The organism is Hymenobacter ruber, from assembly GCF_054783255.1.
This window is the reverse complement of the sequence record NZ_BAAGQX010000004.1, coordinates 309,025-329,806: the sequence shown is the minus strand read 5'-3', so window position 1 is coordinate 329,806 and position 20,782 is coordinate 309,025. Positions and strand designations below refer to the sequence as shown.

Below are 20,782 nucleotides of genomic sequence, written 5' to 3'. Positions count from 1 at the left end.
CTCCTCCCCCGCCGCCATGCCTGCCGACTTCCAGCCGCTGCTCGATGCCCTGCGATTTTCGCCCGATAACCTGCCGCTGCGCCAGCACCTGGCCCGCCAGCTCAACGCCGCCGGCCAGCCGCACGAGGCCGAAGCCCTGTGCCGCGAAGGCCTGCGCCAGTACCCCGCCGACGATGCCCTGCGCCTAAGCCTGGCCGAAGCCTATCTGGCCACCGGCAAGCACTCGGCCGCTTTTGTGGTGGTGGAAGAACTGCTGGACCAGCACCCCGACCACGCCCCCGCACACCGCCTGCATGCCCGCCTGCTGCTAGCCACCGGCCAGCCCGCCGAGGCGCGCACCGCCTACGACCACGCCGTTGAACTCGACCCGGACGTAGCTGATTCTGACCTCGACCACGCCCTGACCACCGCCCTGCCCGCCCCACGCGTGCCCGCCGCTACTGGCAGCAGCCATGCCGCGCCCGCCGACACCGCCACCGATGCTTTCAACGTGCAGGCCCAGCTGCTGGGGCTGGAAAAGCCCAAAATCAACTTCGCCGACGTGGGCGGAATGGAGGCGGTAAAGGACGAAATCCGCCTCAAAATCATTCATCCGCTGCAATTCCCGGACCTGTACAAGGCCTACGGCAAGGCCAGCGGCGGCGGGCTGCTGTTGTATGGCCCGCCCGGCTGCGGCAAAACCCACCTGGCCCGCGCCACGGCCGGCGAGGTGCAGGCCAGCTTCATCAGCGTGGGCATTTCGGATATTCTGGACATGTGGCTCGGCAATAGCGAAAAAAACCTGCACAAGGTGTTTGCGCTGGCCCGGGCGCAGGCCCCGTGCGTGCTGTTTTTTGACGAAGTGGATGCCCTGGCCGCCAACCGCCACGACCTGCGCCAGAGCGCCGGCCGCACCGTGATAAACCAGTTTCTGGAAGAGCTGGACGGGGCCACGCACTCCAACGAGGGCGTGCTCATTATGGCCGCCACCAATGCGCCCTGGCACCTCGACCCCGCCTTCCGTCGCCCCGGCCGGTTCGACCGCATCACCCTCGTAACGCCGCCCGACGAGCCGGCCCGCGCCGCCATTCTCGACATCCTGCTGCGCGGCAAGCCCCTGGCCCCCGGCCTGAACGTGGCCGCCGTGGCCGCCCGCACCGCCGGCCTCAGCGGGGCCGACCTGATGGCCCTCGTGGACGGGGCCGTGGACGTGTGCCTGCGCGCCTCGATGCGCAGCGGCCGCCCCCTGCCCATCGAGCAAAGCCACCTGCTGGATGCCGCCAAACTGGTAAAACCCAGCACCAAGGAGTGGTTTGCCACGGCCCGCAACTACGCACTGTACTCCAACGAAGGCGGGCTCTACGACGACATTCTGGTGTATCTGGGGGTGAAAAAGCCGGGCGGACTGTAATGGCACAGGTGCAAGGGCAAGCGGTGCGGGGGCAGCCCGGCTGGTTTGCGCAGGTCGAAAACCTGGTCGCGGTGCATCGCTACGCCCTGGCCGAGGAGCTGACCCGCCGCGAGCTGGCCCAGAACCCACGCTCGGGCTTTGGGCTGGTGGTCTTGAGCATGGTGCTGAACGGCCAGGACCGGCACCCCGAAGCCGAAGAGGCGGCCCGCAACGCGGTGGCCGCGCAGCCCAACTATGCCGAGGCGTACTACTTCCTGGCCCTCAGCATTGCCAACCAGCGCCGCAACAAGGAGGCTGGGGAAGCCCTTGCTACCGCCCTGGCGCTGGACCCCGGCAAGCCGAAATTCTACGCCCTGCGCAGCTACCTGGAGCTGGCGGGCAACCACCCGGCGCAAAGCCGGGCCACGGCCGAAGCCGGCCTGCGCTGGGACCCCACCAACCTGGATTGCCTGTATCGCCGGCTGCAGGCGCTGCGCCAGCTCGATGAAAACGACCTAGCCGAAACCACAGCCCGCACCATGCTTAGCCTCGACCCAGGCCACTGGCGGGCGCACCTGGCCCTGGGGCAGCTGCTGTTGCCGCGCGAAGCCTATTCCGAAGCCGAAGCACATTTCCGCACGGCCCTGCAACACCAGCCCGATTCGCGGGAAGCCCGCGAGGGCCTGTCGGTGAGTTGGAAGCAGCGCTACTGGCTGCCGCGCCAGATGGAGCGGCTGGACGGATATATTGTGGCCTACAACGAGTGGTTTGCGGCCCGGCTGGGCACCGCCGGCCACGCAGTAGCAATGCTGGGCCTGACGGTGGCTATCTCGCTGCTGTGCGTGCCCCTGCTGCTGCTCTACGGCTGGGCCTACCTGCGCTGGCGCCTGGCCCCCGTGGTGATGCAGCTACGCGGCCGCCCCCTGGCCTGGCTGGGGCCGCTGAACTGGCGATTGGTAACGGCCGGCCTGGGCTGCGTGGGCGCGGCCGTATTGGCCGTGCTCATTCCGGCCCGGCTGCCGGTATTGGCCGCCACGCTGGCCGGGCTGGCCGCCATGGGCGTGTGGCGCGAGGTATGGGGCGAGCCCGAACCCGAGCCCGAGCGCCAGTACGCGGAATGGGGCTGGGTGGGTGGGGCCGCCGTTATCCTGTTTCTTTTCTGGCTCGATGATGCCCCACCCTCCTTCCGGGCTCGCTTGTTGTTGTTTGCTTACGGTGGGCTGCTCAGCGCCATGGTATTCCTCCGACCACCTGCTGCCCGGTAGGTAGTTGGATGGTTCATTTTGCTTTTCCCGCTTGCTCATGGCTCATTTCCCTGCTGGCTCCTCTGCCCTGGCGCGTGTCTGGCTGCTGCTGGAGCACCACCGGCCGCAGCAAGCCGTCCAGCTGGCCCGCCAGTGCCTGGCCGCCGACCCCGCCCACGCGCCCACCCACCTGGCCCTGGCCGAAGCCCTGCGCCAGCTCGGCCGGCTCGACGAGGCCCGCGAAGTTGCGCAAACGGCCATCGGCTTAGCCCCGGAAGCCGCCCGGAGCCACCACCTGCTGGCCCTCATCCTGGGCCAGCAAGGCCACCTGCGCAAAGCCGAGCTGGTGATACTGGATGCCATTCGGCTGAATCCGGTCAGCGCGGTTTTTTTCGGGTTTCTGGCCCAGGTGCGGTATTTGCTGCACCGGCCCGCCGAAGCCCTTGCCAGCGCCAACAACGGCCTTGCCCTGGATGCCCAAAACGTGGAATGCCTGCTGTGGCGGGCCCTGGCCCAGGAGCAGCGTGACCGCCCCGAGGCCGCCGACGAAGATTTCCACCGCTTGCTGCGCGTGGCCCCAACCAACCACCTGGTGCACGCCCGGCGTGGACTGGTGCTGCTTAACCGCTTCGAGCCTGCCGCCGCCGAGCCCCACCTCGCCGAGGCTCTGCGCCAGGCTCCCGACCGCGCTGCCCAGCTGCTGCCGCTGCTGCAACGGGCCCGACGCGAGCAGCACTGGCCCACCTGGTTTTTGCGCAGCGAGCGGCAGGCGGCCGAGCGCCGGGCCCTGGGCTTCGACCCCGGGCTGAGCGTGCTGTTCTACCGGATTTGTGGTACCGGAGCCGTGGTCCGGGCGTGGTGGCGCACGCGCCACGACCCGCTGTTCCGGCTATCGCCCAAGCAGGTTTGGCAACGCCGACTCGGCTTCTGGCTAGCAAGCATTTTGCTGCTGCCGCCGCTGATACTTTTGGGAGATTATTTCGGGCTAGTCGATGCCAGCGCTCCATTGACCCAGCCCCAATCACTTGCACTGGCCGTCGGAGTAACGGCATTCGCCCTCATCCCCGTGCTGGTTATGAAGAAGCTGAACCAGTAACCCTTTTCGCGGCCCCCAGCCACAACAGGTATCACCGGCGAGCAACCCGACACTCAACCTGTAATTAGCTATTTCCCGCGCTTCCAGCGGTAGTATTTGCGGTACCAGGGCGAGGTTTTCTTGAATAAGCTGTTGGTCGATTCGTTCGGAAACATATTCACCCGGAACACCTGCATGCGGTCGTCTTCAATGGTCATTCCGCCCGTGTCGGTGGCTACGCCGAGGGCGAAACCGGCTTCGCGCACCGCCATTTTCACGTCCTCATTCAAGTCGCCATACGGGTAGGCGAAACTCACGACTTCGGTTTCCAGCGCAGTTTCCAGCGCCGTTTTGCTGCGCCGGATTTCGGCAGCGGCTTCGGGCAGCGGCAGCGTGGTGAGGCGGGGGTGCGACATGGTGTGCGCGCCAATTTCCCAGCCGGCGGCCACAAAAGCGCGTTTCTGAACCAGGTCCATTATCTCGGAGCGTGGCTCATCGGGGTCGAAATCCGCGTCCCATTGATTGTAGCGGATGTTGGCATCGCCCAGCAGGTAGAGCACGCCCCGGTAGCCGTATTGCTGCATAAGCGGCAGCAGGTTGGTGTAGTTATCGGTGTAGCCATCGTCAAAAGTCAGGATGATGGGACGACTCGGGAATTCGCGTAGCGGCAGCTCGCCGCTGGCGTATTTCAGGTAATCGGCGAAGGTGATAGGCGTTAGCTTCTGCTGCTTGAAATAGGCCAAGTGCTTTTCGAAATTCTCCTTCGTGACGTAAATCTGGTGTTTGGTGGCCAGCGGCGCATTGGGAATTTTGTGGTACATGAGCACCGGAATGAAGCCCGGGACGGCCTTCTGCATGCGCGCCGCCTGGTACACCTCCAGCACCCGCGCCGCCACGGTAGCCAAGCTGTAATGCCCCCGCACCTGCTGCCGCAGCACAGCCGGCACCGCTTGCGGCTGCCGCAAAAATCCCTGCGCATCGGCCAGCAGCGCGGCAAAATCGACTTCCGAGGAACCTTGCCGGGCCGAGATATCACCGAAATTGGAAGCCGCCGCCGAGGCAAAAGTTTCTTCCGTGACGAGGCCCGCGTAGCTGGCTTCGCCCAGCGCCAATACCGGCCGGCCGGCACCCAGCGCTTCAATGGCCACCCGGCCGGCCCCAACCACCAGCGTGGTGCGGGCCAGCCAGCCGGGCACGTCATCGGTGAAACCCACCACCTCAATGCGCTCGCCAAAATCGGCTTGCAGCTGCGCCAGAGCCGTTTTGCCCGCCGCCGGCAGGTGTTGCAGTTCCCCACCAATAAGCGCCACCCGCAACGCCGGAAACTCGTGCAGCAAGGCCGGAAACACCTGTGCCAGCAGGGCCGCCGCCCGCTCGCCCTTACCCCCATTAAAGCGGCCAATAAAGGAGATTCTCAAAGCAGTATTCTCACTTACTAACTCCCCGCTGCCAAAGGCCACACCGTTGGGAATAGCCACGATTTTGGCGGCCTCCATCTTCACTTCGGTGATGAGGTGCTCGCGCAGATTGGCGCAAATGGCAATGACTTTATCGCCGTACACATCGAGCAACGACGTGGAGGTGTGGAGGTGCTGGCGGCCGTGCACGGTGCTCACCAGCGGCACGGCCAGGCCGCGCAGGGCGAAATAGCTAACCCAACTGGCCGCCCGCGAGTGGCAATGCACCACATCAATCTGTTCTTTTTTAACAACTTGCCGGATAATGCGCACGTTGCGCAGCCGCTGCCGGTAGCTGCGGTTGCTGATGCCCGCCCACACCAGCGTGGCCCCGGTGGGCAGGCTGTCGGCATCGGCCACCACCCATACCTGGTGGCCCTGGGCCCGGTGGGCCTCGGCCAATTGCACGGCATAGGCCACGGAGCCTGCAAAAAATTCCGCCGAAAGAACGTGGAGAATGCGCATGGCGCAAAGGTATTGCCGGGCGCGCGGGGCTGCGGTGTCGGTTGGTCGCCTGTCATCAACCGGAGAAGCGTGATAAGGTCCTTCGCTACGCTCAGGATGACAGACAAACCCTTACCCCCGTGCCCGGCCGGCCACGTTGTCCATGTATTTCTGGCCGTTGCCGGTGTTGAGGAGCAGGATTTTCTCGTCGGGGTGCAGCCAGCTGGTGGCCAGCAGCTGGCGGGCGGCCGTCCAGACCGCGCCGCCTTCGGGGGCCACGAACAGGCCTTCCTGCTGGCCGAGGTCGCGCATGCCGGCCAGCATGCCTTCTTCGCTCACGCTCACTACCGTGCCGTTTGACTCGTGGAGGACGCGCAGCATCATGGCCTCCCCCAGCGGGTGGGGCACGGCCAGGCCGTTGGCCAGCGTGGCACGGCCCTGGTAGGCGTGGCAGTTGGGCTGGCGGCCTTCGTAGGTTTCGAGCAGCGGGCAGCAGTTTTCGGCCTGCACGGCCACCATGCGGGGCAATTTCACGTCGGGTGCGAGCCAGCCGAGCTGCTTCATTTCCTGAAATGCTTTCCAGATGCCAATGAGGCCGGTGCCGCCGCCAGCCGGATAGAGCAGCACGTCGGGCAGCGTCCAGTTGAGCTGTTCGGCAATTTCATAGCCCATGGTTTTCTTGCCTTCGAGGCGGTAGGGCTCTTTCAGGGTCGAGATGTCGAGCAGGGCGCCGTCGGCGTTGCGCTGGCGCACCCGCGCCCCGCAGTCGCTGATGAGGCCGTCGACCAGCTCCACTTCGGCTCCGTACCAGAGGCATTCTTCCTGAAACGCCTGCGGCGTGTGGCGGGGCATCACCACCACGGCCCGCAGGCCGGCGCGGGCGCAGTAGGCCGCCAAGGCCACGCCCGCATTACCCGCCGTGGGAATAATGCAGCCGTCCACGCCCAGTTCCTTGGCTTTGGATATGGCCATGCTCAGCCCCCGCGCCTTGAAGGAGCCGGTGGGGTTCTGGCCTTCGTCTTTGAGCAGCAGGTGGGCCAGCTCGTGGCGGGCGGCCAGGCGCGGCAGGCGCAATATTGGTGTGAGGCCTTCGCCGAGGGTCACTTTGTTTTCCTCGTGCAGCAGCGGCAGCAGCGCACCGTAGCGCCACATGGAGGCGTCGGCCTGGTCGATAACGGCACGGCTGAGATGCTCACGCAGGTCGTAGTCGGCCACCAGCGGCACACAGCAGCAGGCCGAAATCCGTTGCAAATCGAAGGCGGAATATTCGGTACCGCAGGCGGAGCAGTGCAGCGCAGCCAAGCGGGAAAAGGACTCAGAGGCAACCATTTTCATGGGGCAAAGTACGGAATGGCTTTGCCTCGGGTATGCCCGTTTGGGATGGAGGTTTGGAATAGGCTATGCCCTGTTGGAATAATATCGCCGCGTGAATTGCAGAAAATCCTTGTAGGGCGCGTTGTTCTCGGTGCCCTTGCGCTGGATGAAATTGAACTCGCGCTTGAGGGGGAAATTATTGATTTTGACCTCCGAAAACTCGCCCGAGGCCAGTTCCTTCACCACCGCTTGGCGCGGCAGGAAGGCCAGGCAGGTATCCACGCGCACGAAGTTTTTGAGGGCTTCGGTGCCGCCCAGGCGCACGCGTACCGGCAGCGCGGCCAGCTTGATGCGATGCAGGGCCAGGGCTTCTTCCAGCACGGCCAGGGTGCCGGAGCCGTCCTCGCGCAGAGCCAGCGGCGTGGTAAGCAGGTCGTGGACTTCGAGGGTACGCTTTTCGAGCGGATTATTGGCGGCGCATACTGCCACCACGTCGTCGGTGAGCAAGGGGGTATAGGTCACGTTGCTCACTTTGTGGATGCCTTCGATGATGCCCAACTCGATTTCGTGGTCGAGCAGGGCGCGCAGGATGTTGTCGGAGTTGCGGTTTTTGAGGCTGAGCTGGCGGTTGGGGTGCAGGCGCAGGTAGGCCGACACCACGGGCGGCAGCACGTAGAGCGAAATGGTGGTGCTGGCCCCGATGAGCAGGTGCTGGCTGGGCGCGAAATCCGGGCTTAGCGCGCTCATTTCCTGGTGCAGCTCCTGCTGCAGCTGCTTGGCCTGCAGCAGCTTTTCGTAGAGCTTGCGGCCGGCCGGCGTGAGCTGGATGCTGCTGCCCAACCGCTCAAACAGGCCTGTTTTGTAGTGTTCCTCCAGCGCCTTCACCTGCTTGCTCACCGCCGACTGACTGGTGAACAGTGCCTGGCTGGCTTTGGTGAAGCTCAGGCGCTGGGCCACTTCGAGAAAGACTTCGTGCGGGTGCGAAAGCATGGCGCAAAGATGCACTTGGGGCTTTGAGGTTTCTTCGGGGCAGGCGACTACACCAAGCCCAATTAATTATAAACCAAACCCTATATTCAGCCCGTGAATTTCCCATCCAAGACTTTGCCGCTGCTGTTGCTGCTGAGCAGCCTGGCCGGTTGCGCCCGCCGCCCGGCGGCTACCTACCAGCCACTAGCCACGGCCACCGCTGAGCCGGAGGCCGCCAGTCGGCTACTGTTCCTTAGCGGCCGGCTGACGGCCACGCCCGCTGGCACGCAGTTGGAAGTGCTGCAAGCCAAGGCCTTGCCCGGCGACCTCAAAATCCCGGAAGCCGACGCCGACACGCCCGATTTCCTGCGCGTGCTCCAACTCGATGGCCAGGGCCGGGTGCTAAACCAGGTGCGGGTACCGCACCCGCTACGCCGCAGCGTGGAGCATGTGGCCGACGACCACCGCACCTTCCAGCGCAGCGAGGTGGTGCTGCCCACAGCCGAGTTTTTTGTGCGGCTGGCCCTGCGCCCCACCACCGCCGCCATTCGGGTAGAAGAGGTGGTGGCGGGTACCACGACCAAGCTTTCCGAATTTCCTATTCCTTCGAAATCCTAACCCTGAATCCATGAAAAAACTCGCTACTTTCTGGCTGCTGTTGCTTTGCGCCGCGCTGGCCACGCCCGGCCGGGCGCAGACTTTTCCGGTTGATACGCTGGTGAAAACCGGGCCGCTGGCCAAGCGCATCAACCTGGTTTTCATTCCCGACGGCTACCAAGCCAGCGAAATGGCGCTGTTCCGCACACGGGCCACAGCGGTGATTAACAGCCTGTTTGCGCAGTCGCCGTTTCTGGAATACCGGCCTTATTTCAACGTATTTGCCATTGAAGTGCCGTCGGCCCAGAGCGGCTCGACGCACCCGCGCACGGCCTCGGACTGCGGCACCACGGCCGCATTTTCAGCCAGCACTTACTTCAACAGCACCTTCGATTACGGCGGCATTCACCGCCTGCTGGTGCCACAGGCCAACGCAGCCGTGGGCACTGTGCTGGCCAATAACTTTCCGCGCTACGACCAGGTGTTTGTGCTGGTGAACTCCACCGAGTACGGCGGCTCGGGTGGGGCGCTGGCCACGGCCTCGGCCAATACCAGCGCCACCGAAATCATGGTGCACGAAATCGGCCACTCCATGGCCGCGCTGGCCGATGAATATTGGGCCGGCTCCCAATACGCCCGCGAAGCCTTCAACATGACCCAAACCACCAACCCCGCCACCGTGCGCTGGGCCCCGTGGGTGGGCACCAGCGGCATCGGTATCTACCCCTACTCCACCGACCCCAGCTGGCAGAAGCCCCACCAGAACTGCAAGATGCAGTTTCTGGGCGTGCCGTTCTGCGCCGTGTGCCGCGAGGCGTTCGTGGAGAAATTCCACACGCTGGTGTCGCCGCTGCAAGCCTATTCGCCGGCCACGCTGGCCATCAATGCGCCCACGCAGAACCTGTCGTTTGCCCTCACGCTGCTGCCGCCCACGCCCAACACCCTGCGCGTGACCTGGACCCGCGACGGGACCGTGTTTGCCCGCAACACCGCCACGGCCACCGCCACGCTGGCCCAGCTGCCGGTGGGCACCCACGTAGTGCGCGCCGTGGTAGTCGACACCACCGCCCTCACGCGCCGCGCCACCCACCTCACCCAGCACACCTACACCGTAGACTGGACCATCAACCGGACCAGCACCGGCGTGAGCATGGCCTCCACCACCGCCGAATACGAGGTGGAAACTTACCCCAACCCTGTGGGCGATGTGCTGAACCTGAGCTATACCCTGCCCCGCCCCGCGCCCGTGGTCTTTACGGTGCTCGACGCGGCCGGGCGGGTCGTGAAAACCATTCGCTACGGCCGTCAGGCCCCGGGTCGCTACCAATATGCACTCCGGCCCGAGGAGCTGGACCTGCGCGCCGCCGGGGTTTATACCCTGCTCATTGAGGTGGACGGCATTGTGCTGAACCGCCAACTGGTGAAGGAATAACCCGCTTTATAGCTAATGCAAAAGGCCCGGGGCATGATGCTCCGGGCCTTTTCTGCTTATGCGAGAACAAGCATTCAGCTGCTCAGCCGCCGCTGAAATGCGGCCAGAAACAGCCCGGCGTGGTAGCCATCGCCGAGGCCGTGGTGCAGGTTGATGGATACGGGCATTTGCCGGGTATCGCCTTCGCTGAACACCTGGCCGAAGGAGATTTTGGGGCAGCTGTCCGGGTGCGAGAAGCTGCGGGCGTGCGAGAGCGCCGTGAAGCGCACCCACGGCAGGGCCGAGCAGTGCACCACATCGGGCCGGGCGGTGGCGTCGCTCAGGCGCAGGCCGGTGCTGGCTTGCACGGCCGCAATTTCGGCCTCGGCGGCAGCGATGAAGCCTTTGAGCGAATCATTCTGCTCGATGAAGGAGAAGGCGAACGTGTGGTCGGGCCGGCCGAGGGTGGCGGAGGCGTGAATGCGGTCGTAGAGGTACACCTGGCCGTTTTCGATGCGGTAGCGGAAGGCTTCGACTTCGTTGGCGGCTTCGAGCGCGTGGTAGAGGTAGTAGAGGAAAAACGACACGCCCAGCCGCTTGGCTTCGGCTTGAGCATTGGTGCAGTCCACGTTGGCAGTGAGGCCGAAGAATGGTTCTTCGAAAGCCGAGAAGAAGGCAAAATGCTCGCGGCGGAGCCAGGTTTCGAGGTCAATCAGGTGCTTCATGGCGGGCAAAGGTCGGTAGCTTTGCGGCGCTAATCCCCATGTTATGCCCACGCAAACCTTTATCGCCTTCGACGCCGACGACACGCTCTGGCCCAACCAGCCGCACTTCGACCATGTTGAGGCGCAATTGCTCGATATTCTGGCCCCGTATGCCGACCACGCCACCATCAACGCGCGGCTGTATGAAGTGCAACGGGCCAATATGCAGCTGTTTGGCTACGGCGCCAAATCGTTTATGCTGTCGATGATTGAAACCACCATTCAGCTCTCGGGCGGGGCGGTGGTGGGAGCCGAAATCCAGGGGATTCTGGACTTGGGCAAGGATTTGCTGCGCTTCGCCATCGAGCCGCTGCCCGATGTAGTGGAGGTGCTGACCGAACTGAAGGAGCGCGGCCACAAGCTGATACTCCTCACCAAAGGCGACCTGTTCGACCAGGAAAGCAAAATTGCCCGCTCCGGCCTGGGCGACTTTTTCGATTACGTCGAAATCGTGAGCGAGAAGGACGAGCCGACCTACCACCGGCTTTTTACTCGACTAGGTGCCACGCCGGAAAACTTCATGATGATTGGCAATTCGCTGAAATCGGATATTCTGCCGGTGGCGAAGTTGGGCTTTCTGGCCGTGCACGTCCCCTACCACGCCAACTGGATACACGAGCACGTGCCGGCCGAGCTGCTGGCGGGCGTGGAGTTTCGGGCGGTGGAGCGGCTGCGGGAAGTGCTGGAATTGGTGCGTTAAGCTGTAGAGACGCGACACTTCGCGTCTCGGCGCCCGCACCGGATTTACAGCCTCGTTCAACGCCGAGACGCGAAGTGTCGCGTCTCTACAATTCTAGACCTGCTATTTCCACAATGCCAGACTGGGCCGACCTGCGTTATCTATTAACCGGCAACCAGCGGCAGCAACGCGCCCATTCGTTGCTGCAAGCGCTAAACCTCTGGCTCGTCCTGACCGATTTCAAGCCCGTGCTGGCCGGCACCATTCCGCTCGGCATCGACATTGCGGGCAGCGATTTGGACGTTTTGTGCGAAGTACCTCCCGCAGAAATGCCCCGTTTCGTAGAGCTGCTGCAGCAACACTACGGCCACCGCCACAGCTTCAAATTGATGCAGCACACCATTAACGGCTACCCATCCATCGTCGGCAGCTTTCGCTACCGGAGCCGCGAGGTGGAAGTATTTGGGCAGGCATTGCCGACGGCGCAGCAAAACGGTTTCCGCCATTTGCTGGTAGAAGCTGCCGTGCTGGAAGCTGGCGGTGAGCCGTGGCGGTGGGCTGTACGGCAGTTGAAAAAGCAAGGGCTGAAGACGGAGCCCGCGTTTGCACAGTTGCTGCAATTACCGGGTAATCCATACGAAGCGCTATTGCAATTAGAAGGAAAACCCAGTGCCGAATTGCAGGCTTTGGTGGCGAGTTGCCCAATTGCGCGCAACGCCTAATAAAACAAGTAGCCCCGCCCAATACGGCGCAGCTTTTCGCGTTGCAATTAAATCCGGGCTTCTTCCTACCTTCCGGCCATATTTCCACTCGCCCTCCCCATGCTGGCCCGTTACCGCTTTTTGCCCCTGCTGCTGATGCTGCTGGCGGCTTCGTCGTGCTCGAAAAAAACCGCTCAGGAACAGGCCGCTGAAACGGCCCAGACCGACGGTGACGAAATCGACCCATATTCTAACCTCGTCTTCACCTTCGATGAAAAGGTGGTGGACGAAGCGCGGCAAAACCGCTGGGACACCACGCGCTACGTCACATTCTCGCCCAATATTCGCGGCAAGTTCAAGTGGACCGGCGACCGGGAGCTGACGTTTTCGCCGCTGGAGCCTTTCCGGCCCAGCACGGTTTTCTCAGCCTCATTACGGCCTGAAACGCTGCCCAGCGACAAGCAGAAGCTGGCTTTGAACCGGCCCAAATTCCACACGCCCTACCTGGATATGGCCGCGCCGCAAGTGTTCTACGGCAGCTCGAAGCGGGCAGCGGGCACTGCTGAATTGCGCGCCAACCTCGTGTTCAACTACCCCGTGCGGCCTGCCGATGTGAAGTCCCGCCTGAAGGTGACGCAGGACGGCAAGCCCGTGGCCGTGGAAGTGAATTCGGCTGAGCCGGATGCGCTGGTGGCCGTGACGTTTATGCAGGACGTGCGCCAGGGCTCGCCGGTGCAGATTGACATTGCGCCCGGCCTGTGCCCCGCCACTGGCACCAAAGCCACTGACAAAGTCCTCACCGCCCAGGCCGAAATCCCCGACCAAAGCCTGCTGGAAGTGCGCGAGCTAACCGGCTCCCTGCTCAACGGCCAGCCGGTGGTGACGCTGCTGCTCAACCAGCCGGTGAATGCATCCGACGTGCAGCCCAACCTCACGGTGAAGCCCGCCGTGGCGTTTTCGGTGGAGGCGCTGGAAAGTGGCTTTGCGCTACGTGGCGGGTTTGAAGTGGGCAAAACCTACCAAATTTCGCTGGCGGCCGGCACGCGCGGCGCGCTGGGCGGCAGCTTGAATCAAGAGTTTAGCCAGGCGGTTTCGTTTGGCGACGAGCGGCCGAGCCTGAGCTTTACCAGCAGCGAAAAGGCTATGTATCTGGACGCGCTGGGGAACCGGAATCTGGGTTTGCGCATCAACGAAGTGGCCAAGGTAAAGGTGACCATTGCGAAGGTCTACGCCAACAACATTCAGCAGCTGCTGCGCGGCGAAAAGCAGTACGGCTACCCCGAATACGACGAGGACGAGCCCCGCGAATCGAACACCGACGAAAACGGCGACTACATCGACCGCAGCTTTCAGTACTACGACACCGAGAGCATCGGCAACGTGCTGTCGGAACGCACCATTTCGGTGGATGGCTTAGCAAAGGAAAACGGCCTGCGCCTGCTCAATCTCAACCTGAAAGACCTTGAATTTCAAGGGCCGATGAAGGGCATGTACGTCATCCGTGTGCAGGATACCGAGCGGCAGTGGCTGCAAGTGAGCAAGCTGGTGGCCGTGACGGACCTCGGCCTCATCGTGAAGCAGGGCGCGACGGGCGGCACGGTGGTGTTCGCCAATTCCATCCGCACGGCCGAGCCGTTGAGCGGCGTGACGGTGAACCTCGTGAGTTCGAATAACCAAGTCATTGGCACGACGACGACCGACAAGTCCGGCGTGGCGCAGTTCGACTCGGCCGCCAGCATGAAGCGCTTCACGCTGGGCATGATTACGGCGGTGAAGGATGCCGATTTTTCCTTTCTGGATTTAACCAAAAGCCGGGTTGAAACCTCGCGCTTTGAGGTGGGTGGGCTGACCTCGAACGCGGCGCATTACCAGGCGTTTTTGTACGGCGACCGCAACCTGTACCGGCCCGGCGACACGGTGCGGACCAACACCGTCATCCGCACCGAGGACTGGAAAAGCCCGCCCTCGGGCTTACCCATGAAAATCCGGCTGCTGCTGCCCAGCGGCAAGGAGTACAGCAGCTTGCAGCAGAAACTAAGCGCGACGGGCAGCTTCGAAAGCCGCTTCATTCTGCCGCCCACCATCATGACGGGCCTCTACACGATGGAGGTGCTGACCGGCAACGACGTGCTGCTGACCTCGCGCCAAATCAGCGTCGAAGAATTCATCCCCGACCGGATGAAGGTGACCGTGACGGCCGCGCCCAAAACCGTAAAACCGGGCCAGGACGTGACGGCCAGCATCACGGCCGTAAACCTGTTCGGCCCGCCCGCCGCCGACCGCAAGTTTGAGGTCGAATTCTCGCTCAAGCAGAAGTATTTCTCGGCCCCGAAATACCCCGATTACAACTTCACCATCAACAGCGGCGAAAAGCGCCGGACCACCAACGACGACGGCGAAGCCAGCGACAATGCCCTCACCGCGCGCTTCGAGAAAACGGTGCGCGAAGGCATGACCGACGCCGCCGGCCGCGGCACCGCCACCTACACCGTGCCCGACTACCGCGACCTCGGCACGCTGGAGGGCGTGGCCTTCGCCACGGTGTTCGACGAAACCGGCCGGCCCGTGAACCGCCTCGCCACCTTCGACGTGCAAACCCAGGCCACGATGTTCGGCATCGCCAACCTGCCCGACCTCATCAGCACCAAGCAGGCCCTCACGGTGAAGCTGCTGGCCCTCACGCCGGCCGGCAAGCCCACGTCGGCGCAGGCCGATATCAAGGTGGTGCGCAAGCTCTGGGAAACCGTGCTGGAGCGCCAGGGCGGCCGCTACGTGTACAATTCGCAGCAGCGCGACCAGGTGATTCTGAGCCAAAGCCGCGCCGTGGGGGCCGAAACCAGCTTCAGCTTCACCCCCATCTACTCGGGCGAATACGAGGTGCGCGTGAGCCGGCCGGGCGCCAGCAGCTACGTCACGCAGCGGTTTTACGCCTACGGCTACGGCGATACCCAGGCCAATTCCTTCGAGGTGAACAACGAGGGCGAGGTGACCATCGAGGCCGACAAGCCCAAGTACGCGCCCGGCGAAACGGCCAATCTGCTGCTGAAATCGCCCTTCGCCGGCCGCATCCTGGTGACGGTGGAGCGGGCCAACGTGCTCGACCATTTCTACGTGACCACCGACGGCAAGGCGGCCGAGGTCAAAATCCCCATCAAAGCCGAGCACGTGCCCAACGTGTACGTGACCGCCACCGCCGTGCGCGCCCACACCGCCCAGGACCGCCTGCCCCTCACCGTGGCCCGCGGCTTCCTACCCCTGACCGTGGAAAAGGCCGATTCGCGCCTCGCCGTGGCCATTGCCGCGCCCACCGCCAGCCGCTCCCAGACCTGGCAAACCGTGGAAATCACCACCGCGCCCCGCGCCCAGCTCACCCTGGCCGTGGTGGACGAGGGCATTCTCCAACTCAAAAACTACCAGACGCCCGACCCGCACGCCTACTTCTACCAGAAACGGGCCCTGGAAGTATCGGCCTTCGACGTGTATCCCTTCCTCCTCCCGGAACTCGGCACCAGCAGCAGCGGCGGCGACGCGGCCGACATGCGCAACCGCACCAACCCCGTGCCCAACCGCCGCGTGAAACTGGTCTCGAAATGGAGCGGCGTGCTCACCGCCGATGGCGACGGCAAAGTGCGCTACCGGGTGCGCGTGCCGCAGTTCAGCGGGGCGCTCCGCATCATGGCCGTGGCCTACAAAGACGATGCCTTCGGCTCGGCTGAATTCACGATGAAAGTAGCCGACCCGGTGGTGATTTCCACGGCGCTGCCGCGGTTTATGAGCCCAGGCGACACGATTGACGTGCCGGTGACGCTGACGAATACGACCAAGCAAACTCTTAGCGGAATAGCCGGAATTCGATTAGAACGAGGCAATGATAATGCGAAGGTCATTCCTGTCAACTTCGATACTCCAGCTCCTAAAATTTCTTTGGCACCGAATACGGAGCGGAGAGTGGTATTCCATTTAGTGGCTCAAAAAATTGGTAACGCCAGAATTGAGAGTGCATTCATCGTAGATAAAAAGCTTGATGGCAGAGACGGGTTCAGTGAAATAATTGACCTCCCCATCCGCCCCGCCGCCTCGCTCGAAAAGCGCACCGGCAGCGGCGTGATTGCCGGCGGGGCCACGCTCCCGCTCAACCTGAAAACCGATTTCCTGCCCACCTCGCTCAGCAGCAGGCTTGTCGTGAGCCGCTCGCCGCTCACGGAGTTCAGCAAGGATTTGCGCTACCTGCTGCAATACCCCTACGGCTGCCTGGAGCAAACCGTGTCGGCCGCCTTCCCGCAGCTCTACTACGCCGATTTGGCGGCCACTTTGCAGCAGAAAACCGGCGCCGCCGCCAAAGCGCAGCGCTACAACCCGAACTACCACGTCCAGGAAGCCATCCGCAAGATTGAGGCAATGCAGCTCTACAACGGCAGCCTGAGCTACTGGCCGGGCGGCGACTACGACAACTGGTGGGCCACCGCCTACGCCGCCCATTTCCTGCAGGAAGCCCAGCAGGCCGGCTTCGCGGTGAATAAATCCGTCCTCGACAAGGTGCTGAAATACCTGGCCTTCCGCCTCAAAAAGCGCGAAACCGAGCCCTACCAATACTTCGACGTCAGCAACATTGCCCGCCAGCGCACCATCGCCAGCAAGGAAATCGCCTACTCGCTCTACGTCCTCGCCCTGGCCGGCCGCCAGGACCCCGTGGCCATGAACTACTACCGCGCCAACCGCCCCCTGCTCACAGAAGACTCCCGCTTCCTCCTCGCCTGCACCCAGAGCCTGCTCGGCAATCAGCGCGCCTTCCGCGAGCTGCTGCCCACCAGGTTCGGCAGCGAACGCGCCGCCCGGCGCGCCCTCGACGGCTCGTTCTACTCCCCCATCCGCGACGAAGGCCTCATCCTCAACGCCCTCGTCAGCACCGACCCCAACAACCCGCAAATCCCCGGCATCGCCCGCCAGCTCAGCCGCCAGATGAAGCAGGCCTACTGGCTCAGCACCCAGGAAAGCGCCTTCGCCCTCCTCGCCCTCGGCAAAATAGCCCGCCAAAACGCCCGCAGCACCGCCACCGCCAGCCTGTTCATCGACGGCAAACCCGCCGGCAAATTCGATGGCAAAGACCTCACAGTACGCAACGTAGCCAACCGCAACGTCAGCATCCGCACCGCCGGCAAAGGCAGCCTCTACTACTTCTGGGAAACCGAAGGCATTTCGGCCAGCGGCCAGGTGAAGGAAGAGGACGCCTACCTGAAAGTCCGCCGCCAGTTCCTGAACCGCGACGGCGTGCCGCTGGGCACCTCCACCTTCCGCCAGAACGACTTGGTGGTGGTGCGCATCACCATCGAAGCGGGCGACGCGGCCGGTGAAATCAAGAACGTGGCCATCACCGACCTGCTTCCCGCCGGCCTGGAAATCGAGAATCCCCGCATCGGCGCGCTCCGTGAACTAGCTTGGGCAAAGGATGCTTCAACGCCCGATTACCTGGACGTGCGCGATGACCGGATTAACATGTTCACGACGGCTACAGGTGCGCCAAAGCACTTTTATTACCTCTGCCGTGCCGTAAGCAAAGGCACGTTCAAGCTGGGGCCGGTGAATGCGGATGCGATGTATAACGCGGACTACCACAGCTATAACGGAGCCGGCGTGGTGCGCGTGAAATGATGAACGAGGTAGAGACGCAATATTTTGCGTCTCGTCGTTGAACGGCTTGCGTTGAACGGCTATAACCGCGCCGTTCGCACAAACAACTAAACAACATCAGCAACGACGAGACGCAAAATATTGCGTCTCTACCTCGTTCAACCTCGTCATGAAAGACACGAATGGCCTTTACAATGAGCGGTATCGCATCAAATCGGCCCGGCGCGCAGGGTATGATTATGGTCAGGCCGGCGGCTATTTCATCACCATCTGCACCAAAACCCGCGAACATTCTTTCGGCAAAATCCACCCCGCTACCGATGCCCTTACCGACGCTTATCTAATTGGCAACGAACTAGCCGTGCAGGCCTGGAATTGCTGGAAGGAAATACCGCAGTATTTTCCCAGTGTTGAAGCAGATGCTTTTGTCGTGATGCCGGACCACGTTCACGGCATCCTTTTTATTAACCGGCTGGCTAATTATGCGGAGCGGCCGGAAACACACTTTGGCCCGCAATCCGATAATCTGGCTTCCATTATTCGCGGCTTCAAAGTGGGCGTGAAAGCCTGGGCCACGCGGCAGGGAATTACCTTTAACTGGCAACCGCGCTACTACGACCGGATTATCCGCAATGAACTGGAGTTGGAGAAAATTCGCGCCTACATTCAGGGCAACCCCAATCGGTGGGAGGCTGAGCAGCAGAATGAGCTTAGCCTCTTCCGGTGAGGCGGGCGGCGCGGGGCCGGTTGTTCAACGGCATCGTTCAACGACGAGACGCAAAATATTGCGTCTCTACACCGTTCTGGCGTTGCCTATTCTCGCCTTCACCCTCGACCGCCTCTTCCCGCTGCCGCCCGCGCCGCGCTACTCCCCCATCGTGCTGGCCGCCGATGGCTCTGTGCTCCACGCCTTCCTGAACCCCACGCAGAAATGGCGCATGAAAACCGAGTTGGCCGAGATAACACCCGCTTTGCAGCAGGCTATTATTAATAAGGAAGACCGGTATTTCCGCTACCACTTTGGGGTGAATCCAATTGCAATAGCTCAGGCCGCTGGCCGCAACATTTTCCGCAAGGGCCGCACCACCGGGGCCAGTACCATCACCATGCAGGTGGCCCGGCTGTTGGAACCCAAGGAGCGCACCTTCGGCAACAAGCTGCTGGAAATGCTGCGCGCCGTGCAACTGGAAGCACATTACAGCAAAGCTGAAATTCTGCAGCTTTACCTCAATCTGGTGCCCTACGGCGGCAATATCGAAGGCGTGAAATCGGCCGCGCTGCTCTATTTCCAGCAGCCGCCCGACTACCTCTCCCTGGCCCAGACGGTGACGCTGGCCATCATTCCCAACCAGCCCTGCGTGCTGGTTTTGGGTAAGAACAACGACCGGATTCTAGCCGAACGCAACCGCTGGCTGCGTCAGTTTCAGCAGCAGCACCTGTTTCCTAACCAGGATATTGAAGATGCTATCAATGAGCCGTTGGACGTGCAGCGCCACGCCGCGCCCACGTTGGCCCCGCACCTGGCGCGGCAACTCGTGACGCAGCTTCCCGGCCGGCCCATCATTCACTCCACGCTCCGGCGCGCACCCCAGGCCAAGGCCGAAGGCCTGACTAAAAACTACGTGCGCCGCCTGCGCGAGTTGGGTATCACCCAAGCCGCCGTGCTGGTCGTGAACAACCGCACCCGCGCTGTGGAAGCCTACGTGGGCTCGGCCGATTTTGCTGATGCGGCCAGCAGTGGGCAGGTCGATGGCGTGCGGGCCATTCGCTCGCCGGGCAGCACGTTGAAGCCATTTTTATATGCGCTGGCCGTCGACCGCGGCATCGTGACGCCCAAGCTGAAGCTGCCCGACGTGCCCACCAACTTCAGCGGCTTCCGGCCCGAGAATTTCGACAAAAGCTGCGCCGGTGAAGTGACCGTGGAACGGGCGCTGACTTACTCGCTCAACATCCCCGCGGTGCGCGTGCTGGCCGACGTGGGCGTACCCGTTTTCACGGATAAGTTGAAGGCGGCCGGCTTCAAAAGCGTAGCCAAAGCAGCCCCACGCCTGGGCCTGAGCACCATTCTCGGCGGCTGCGGCGCGACGCTGGAGGAACTAACGGGGTTGTACGCGGCGCTGGCCGATGGCGGAAAGTATCAGTCGCTCCACACCACCGCGCCCTTTGAAAAGAAAAACTCAACCCTCAAAACCCAACCCTCAAAACTCCTTTTCTCTCCCGCCGCCGCCTTCCTCATCACCGACATTCTCGCCCAGCGCACCCGGCCCGACCTACCGATGGGCTACCAAAACAGCCGCCACCTACCCAAAATTGCCTGGAAAACCGGCACAAGCTACGGCCGCCGCGACGCCTGGAGCATCGGCTATAATGCGGACTACACCATCGGAGTGTGGGTGGGCAATTTCAGCGGTCAGGGCAGCCCGGCCCTAACCGGAGCCGACGTAGCCTCGCCCCTGCTCTTCGACCTGTTCAACACCCTCGCCTACAACTCGCCCAACCGCTGGGCCGTGCCGCCCGCCACCCTCGATTTCCGCCTCGTGTGCGCCGAAACCGGCCTCGTGCCCGGCGAGCACTGCCCCAACCAGCTCATCGATTACTACTTGCCCGGCACCTCCTCGGCCCGCCGCTGCGAGCACCAAAAAGAAGCCCTCGTATCGGCCGATGGTACGATGGCCTACTGCCGCGCCTGCGTGCCGGCGGCCGGGTTCAAGCGCCAGCTTTTCCCCAACCCGCTGCCCGAAGTGCTGGCTTTCCGCGAAACGCAGGGATTACCCGCCACCCGCCTGCCCCCGCACAACCCCGCCTGCCGCCTCGTGCGCACCGCCGAAACCGGGGCCGGTGCGCCCCTGTCCATCACCTCCCCCCTCGACCACGCCGAGTACGTACTCGACCGCCACGACAAGCAGCAAATGCTGCTGAGCTGTGCGGCCGGCAGCGAGGTGCGCCAAGTGTTCTGGTACGTGAACGACCGGTTCCTACGCGCCGCTTCGGCGACCGAGCGGGTGTTTTTCCGCCCGCCCGGCGGCACGGTCAAAATTTCCTGCGCCGACGACCACGGCCGCAACGTGGACATTCAACTGCAGGTGCAGGAATTGTAGTTCGGACTTTGCAGTCCGCGAATCCAGCGTAG

14 protein-coding genes are annotated in these 20,782 nt (G+C 63.0%); 10 read left to right on the top strand and 4 right to left on the bottom strand.

The window, feature by feature from the left end; genetic code table 11:
- Nucleotides 1–16: 16 nt before the first annotated feature.
- From ACYVM5_RS11930 to ACYVM5_RS11920, 3 genes are read left to right on the top strand one after another with little or no spacing between them, the layout of a single operon-like run.
- Nucleotides 17–1,390, top strand: a complete 1,374-nt coding sequence (locus ACYVM5_RS11930) for an ATP-binding protein (RefSeq protein ID WP_460618335.1) — start codon at nt 17–19, stop codon at nt 1,388–1,390.
- On the top strand, nt 1,390–2,634 hold the full coding sequence (locus ACYVM5_RS11925; protein ID WP_460618334.1) for a tetratricopeptide repeat protein: 1,245 nt from the start codon (nt 1,390–1,392) through the stop codon (nt 2,632–2,634). Before ACYVM5_RS11930 ends, ACYVM5_RS11925 begins: the two co-directional genes overlap by 1 nt.
- 37 nt (nt 2,635–2,671) lie before the next feature.
- Nucleotides 2,672–3,709: a tetratricopeptide repeat protein gene (locus tag ACYVM5_RS11920; protein WP_460618333.1), complete on the top strand. Its 1,038-nt coding sequence runs from the start codon at nt 2,672–2,674 to the stop codon at nt 3,707–3,709.
- Nucleotides 3,710–3,777: 68 nt separating this feature from the next.
- Here ACYVM5_RS11920 and ACYVM5_RS11915 read toward each other — a convergent pair whose 3' ends face one another.
- The 3 genes from ACYVM5_RS11915 to ACYVM5_RS11905 form a co-directional block, all read right to left on the bottom strand.
- A complete protein-coding gene (locus ACYVM5_RS11915; protein ID WP_460618332.1) occupies nt 3,778–5,610 on the bottom strand; it encodes a polysaccharide deacetylase family protein in 1,833 nt (610 codons plus the stop codon).
- 111 nt (nt 5,611–5,721) lie between these two features.
- On the bottom strand, nt 5,722–6,924 hold the full coding sequence (locus tag ACYVM5_RS11910; RefSeq protein WP_460618331.1) for a PALP domain-containing protein: 1,203 nt from the start codon (nt 6,922–6,924) through the stop codon (nt 5,722–5,724).
- A 63-nt stretch (nt 6,925–6,987) separates the two neighbouring features.
- Nucleotides 6,988–7,893, bottom strand: a complete 906-nt coding sequence (locus ACYVM5_RS11905; RefSeq protein WP_460618330.1) for a LysR family transcriptional regulator — start codon at nt 7,891–7,893, stop codon at nt 6,988–6,990.
- A gap of 93 nt (nt 7,894–7,986) precedes the next feature.
- Between ACYVM5_RS11905 and ACYVM5_RS11900 the strand changes: the two genes are divergently transcribed.
- Both ACYVM5_RS11900 and ACYVM5_RS11895 read left to right on the top strand, forming a co-directional pair.
- On the top strand, nt 7,987–8,490 hold the full coding sequence (locus tag ACYVM5_RS11900; protein ID WP_460618329.1) for a hypothetical protein: 504 nt from the start codon (nt 7,987–7,989) through the stop codon (nt 8,488–8,490).
- A gap of 10 nt (nt 8,491–8,500) precedes the next feature.
- Entirely contained in the window at nt 8,501–9,901 is a 1,401-nt protein-coding gene (locus tag ACYVM5_RS11895; RefSeq protein ID WP_460618328.1) for a M64 family metallopeptidase, read from the top strand.
- A gap of 74 nt (nt 9,902–9,975) precedes the next feature.
- On the opposite strand, the gene ACYVM5_RS11890 is transcribed toward ACYVM5_RS11895, so the two are convergent.
- Nucleotides 9,976–10,605, bottom strand: a complete 630-nt coding sequence (locus ACYVM5_RS11890; RefSeq protein WP_460618327.1) for a CatA-like O-acetyltransferase — start codon at nt 10,603–10,605, stop codon at nt 9,976–9,978.
- Nucleotides 10,606–10,648: 43 nt separating this feature from the next.
- On the opposite strand from ACYVM5_RS11890, the gene ACYVM5_RS11885 reads away from it, so the two are divergent.
- The 5 genes from ACYVM5_RS11885 to pbpC all read left to right on the top strand — a co-directional run bounded on the left by ACYVM5_RS11885 (nt 10,649) and on the right by pbpC (nt 20,750).
- Nucleotides 10,649–11,344 carry an HAD family hydrolase gene (locus ACYVM5_RS11885; protein ID WP_460618326.1) on the top strand — a complete coding sequence of 232 codons (696 nt, stop codon included), beginning with the start codon at nt 10,649–10,651 and terminating at the stop codon, nt 11,342–11,344.
- Between the two features lie 74 nt (nt 11,345–11,418).
- On the top strand, nt 11,419–12,045 hold the full coding sequence (locus ACYVM5_RS11880; protein ID WP_460618325.1) for a DUF4269 domain-containing protein: 627 nt from the start codon (nt 11,419–11,421) through the stop codon (nt 12,043–12,045).
- Nucleotides 12,046–12,144: 99 nt separating this feature from the next.
- Complete coding sequence (locus ACYVM5_RS11875) at nt 12,145–17,673, top strand: alpha-2-macroglobulin family protein (protein WP_460618324.1); 5,529 nt, start codon at nt 12,145–12,147, stop codon at nt 17,671–17,673.
- 148 nt (nt 17,674–17,821) lie between these two features.
- Nucleotides 17,822–18,379, top strand: coding sequence for a transposase (locus tag ACYVM5_RS11870; protein ID WP_460618323.1), 558 nt, complete (start codon nt 17,822–17,824; stop codon nt 18,377–18,379).
- Nucleotides 18,380–18,461: 82 nt separating this feature from the next.
- Nucleotides 18,462–20,750, top strand: coding sequence for a penicillin-binding protein 1C (gene pbpC, locus ACYVM5_RS11865; RefSeq protein WP_460618322.1), 2,289 nt, complete (start codon nt 18,462–18,464; stop codon nt 20,748–20,750).
- Nucleotides 20,751–20,782 lie beyond the last annotated feature (32 nt).

Coding starts and splice junctions, on each gene's coding strand:
- ACYVM5_RS11930 (WP_460618335.1), top strand. CDS start 17: ATGCCTGCCGACTTCCAGCCGCTGCTCGATGCCCTGCGATTTTCGCCC.
- ACYVM5_RS11890 (WP_460618327.1), bottom strand. CDS start 10,605: ATGAAGCACCTGATTGACCTCGAAACCTGGCTCCGCCGCGAGCATTTT.
- ACYVM5_RS11885 (WP_460618326.1), top strand. CDS start 10,649: ATGCCCACGCAAACCTTTATCGCCTTCGACGCCGACGACACGCTCTGG.
- ACYVM5_RS11915 (WP_460618332.1), bottom strand. CDS start 5,610: ATGCGCATTCTCCACGTTCTTTCGGCGGAATTTTTTGCAGGCTCCGTG.
- ACYVM5_RS11870 (WP_460618323.1), top strand. CDS start 17,822: ATGAAAGACACGAATGGCCTTTACAATGAGCGGTATCGCATCAAATCG.
- ACYVM5_RS11895 (WP_460618328.1), top strand. CDS start 8,501: ATGAAAAAACTCGCTACTTTCTGGCTGCTGTTGCTTTGCGCCGCGCTG.
- ACYVM5_RS11875 (WP_460618324.1), top strand. CDS start 12,145: ATGCTGGCCCGTTACCGCTTTTTGCCCCTGCTGCTGATGCTGCTGGCG.
- ACYVM5_RS11925 (WP_460618334.1), top strand. CDS start 1,390: ATGGCACAGGTGCAAGGGCAAGCGGTGCGGGGGCAGCCCGGCTGGTTT.
- ACYVM5_RS11920 (WP_460618333.1), top strand. CDS start 2,672: ATGGCTCATTTCCCTGCTGGCTCCTCTGCCCTGGCGCGTGTCTGGCTG.
- ACYVM5_RS11910 (WP_460618331.1), bottom strand. CDS start 6,924: ATGAAAATGGTTGCCTCTGAGTCCTTTTCCCGCTTGGCTGCGCTGCAC.
- ACYVM5_RS11905 (WP_460618330.1), bottom strand. CDS start 7,893: ATGCTTTCGCACCCGCACGAAGTCTTTCTCGAAGTGGCCCAGCGCCTG.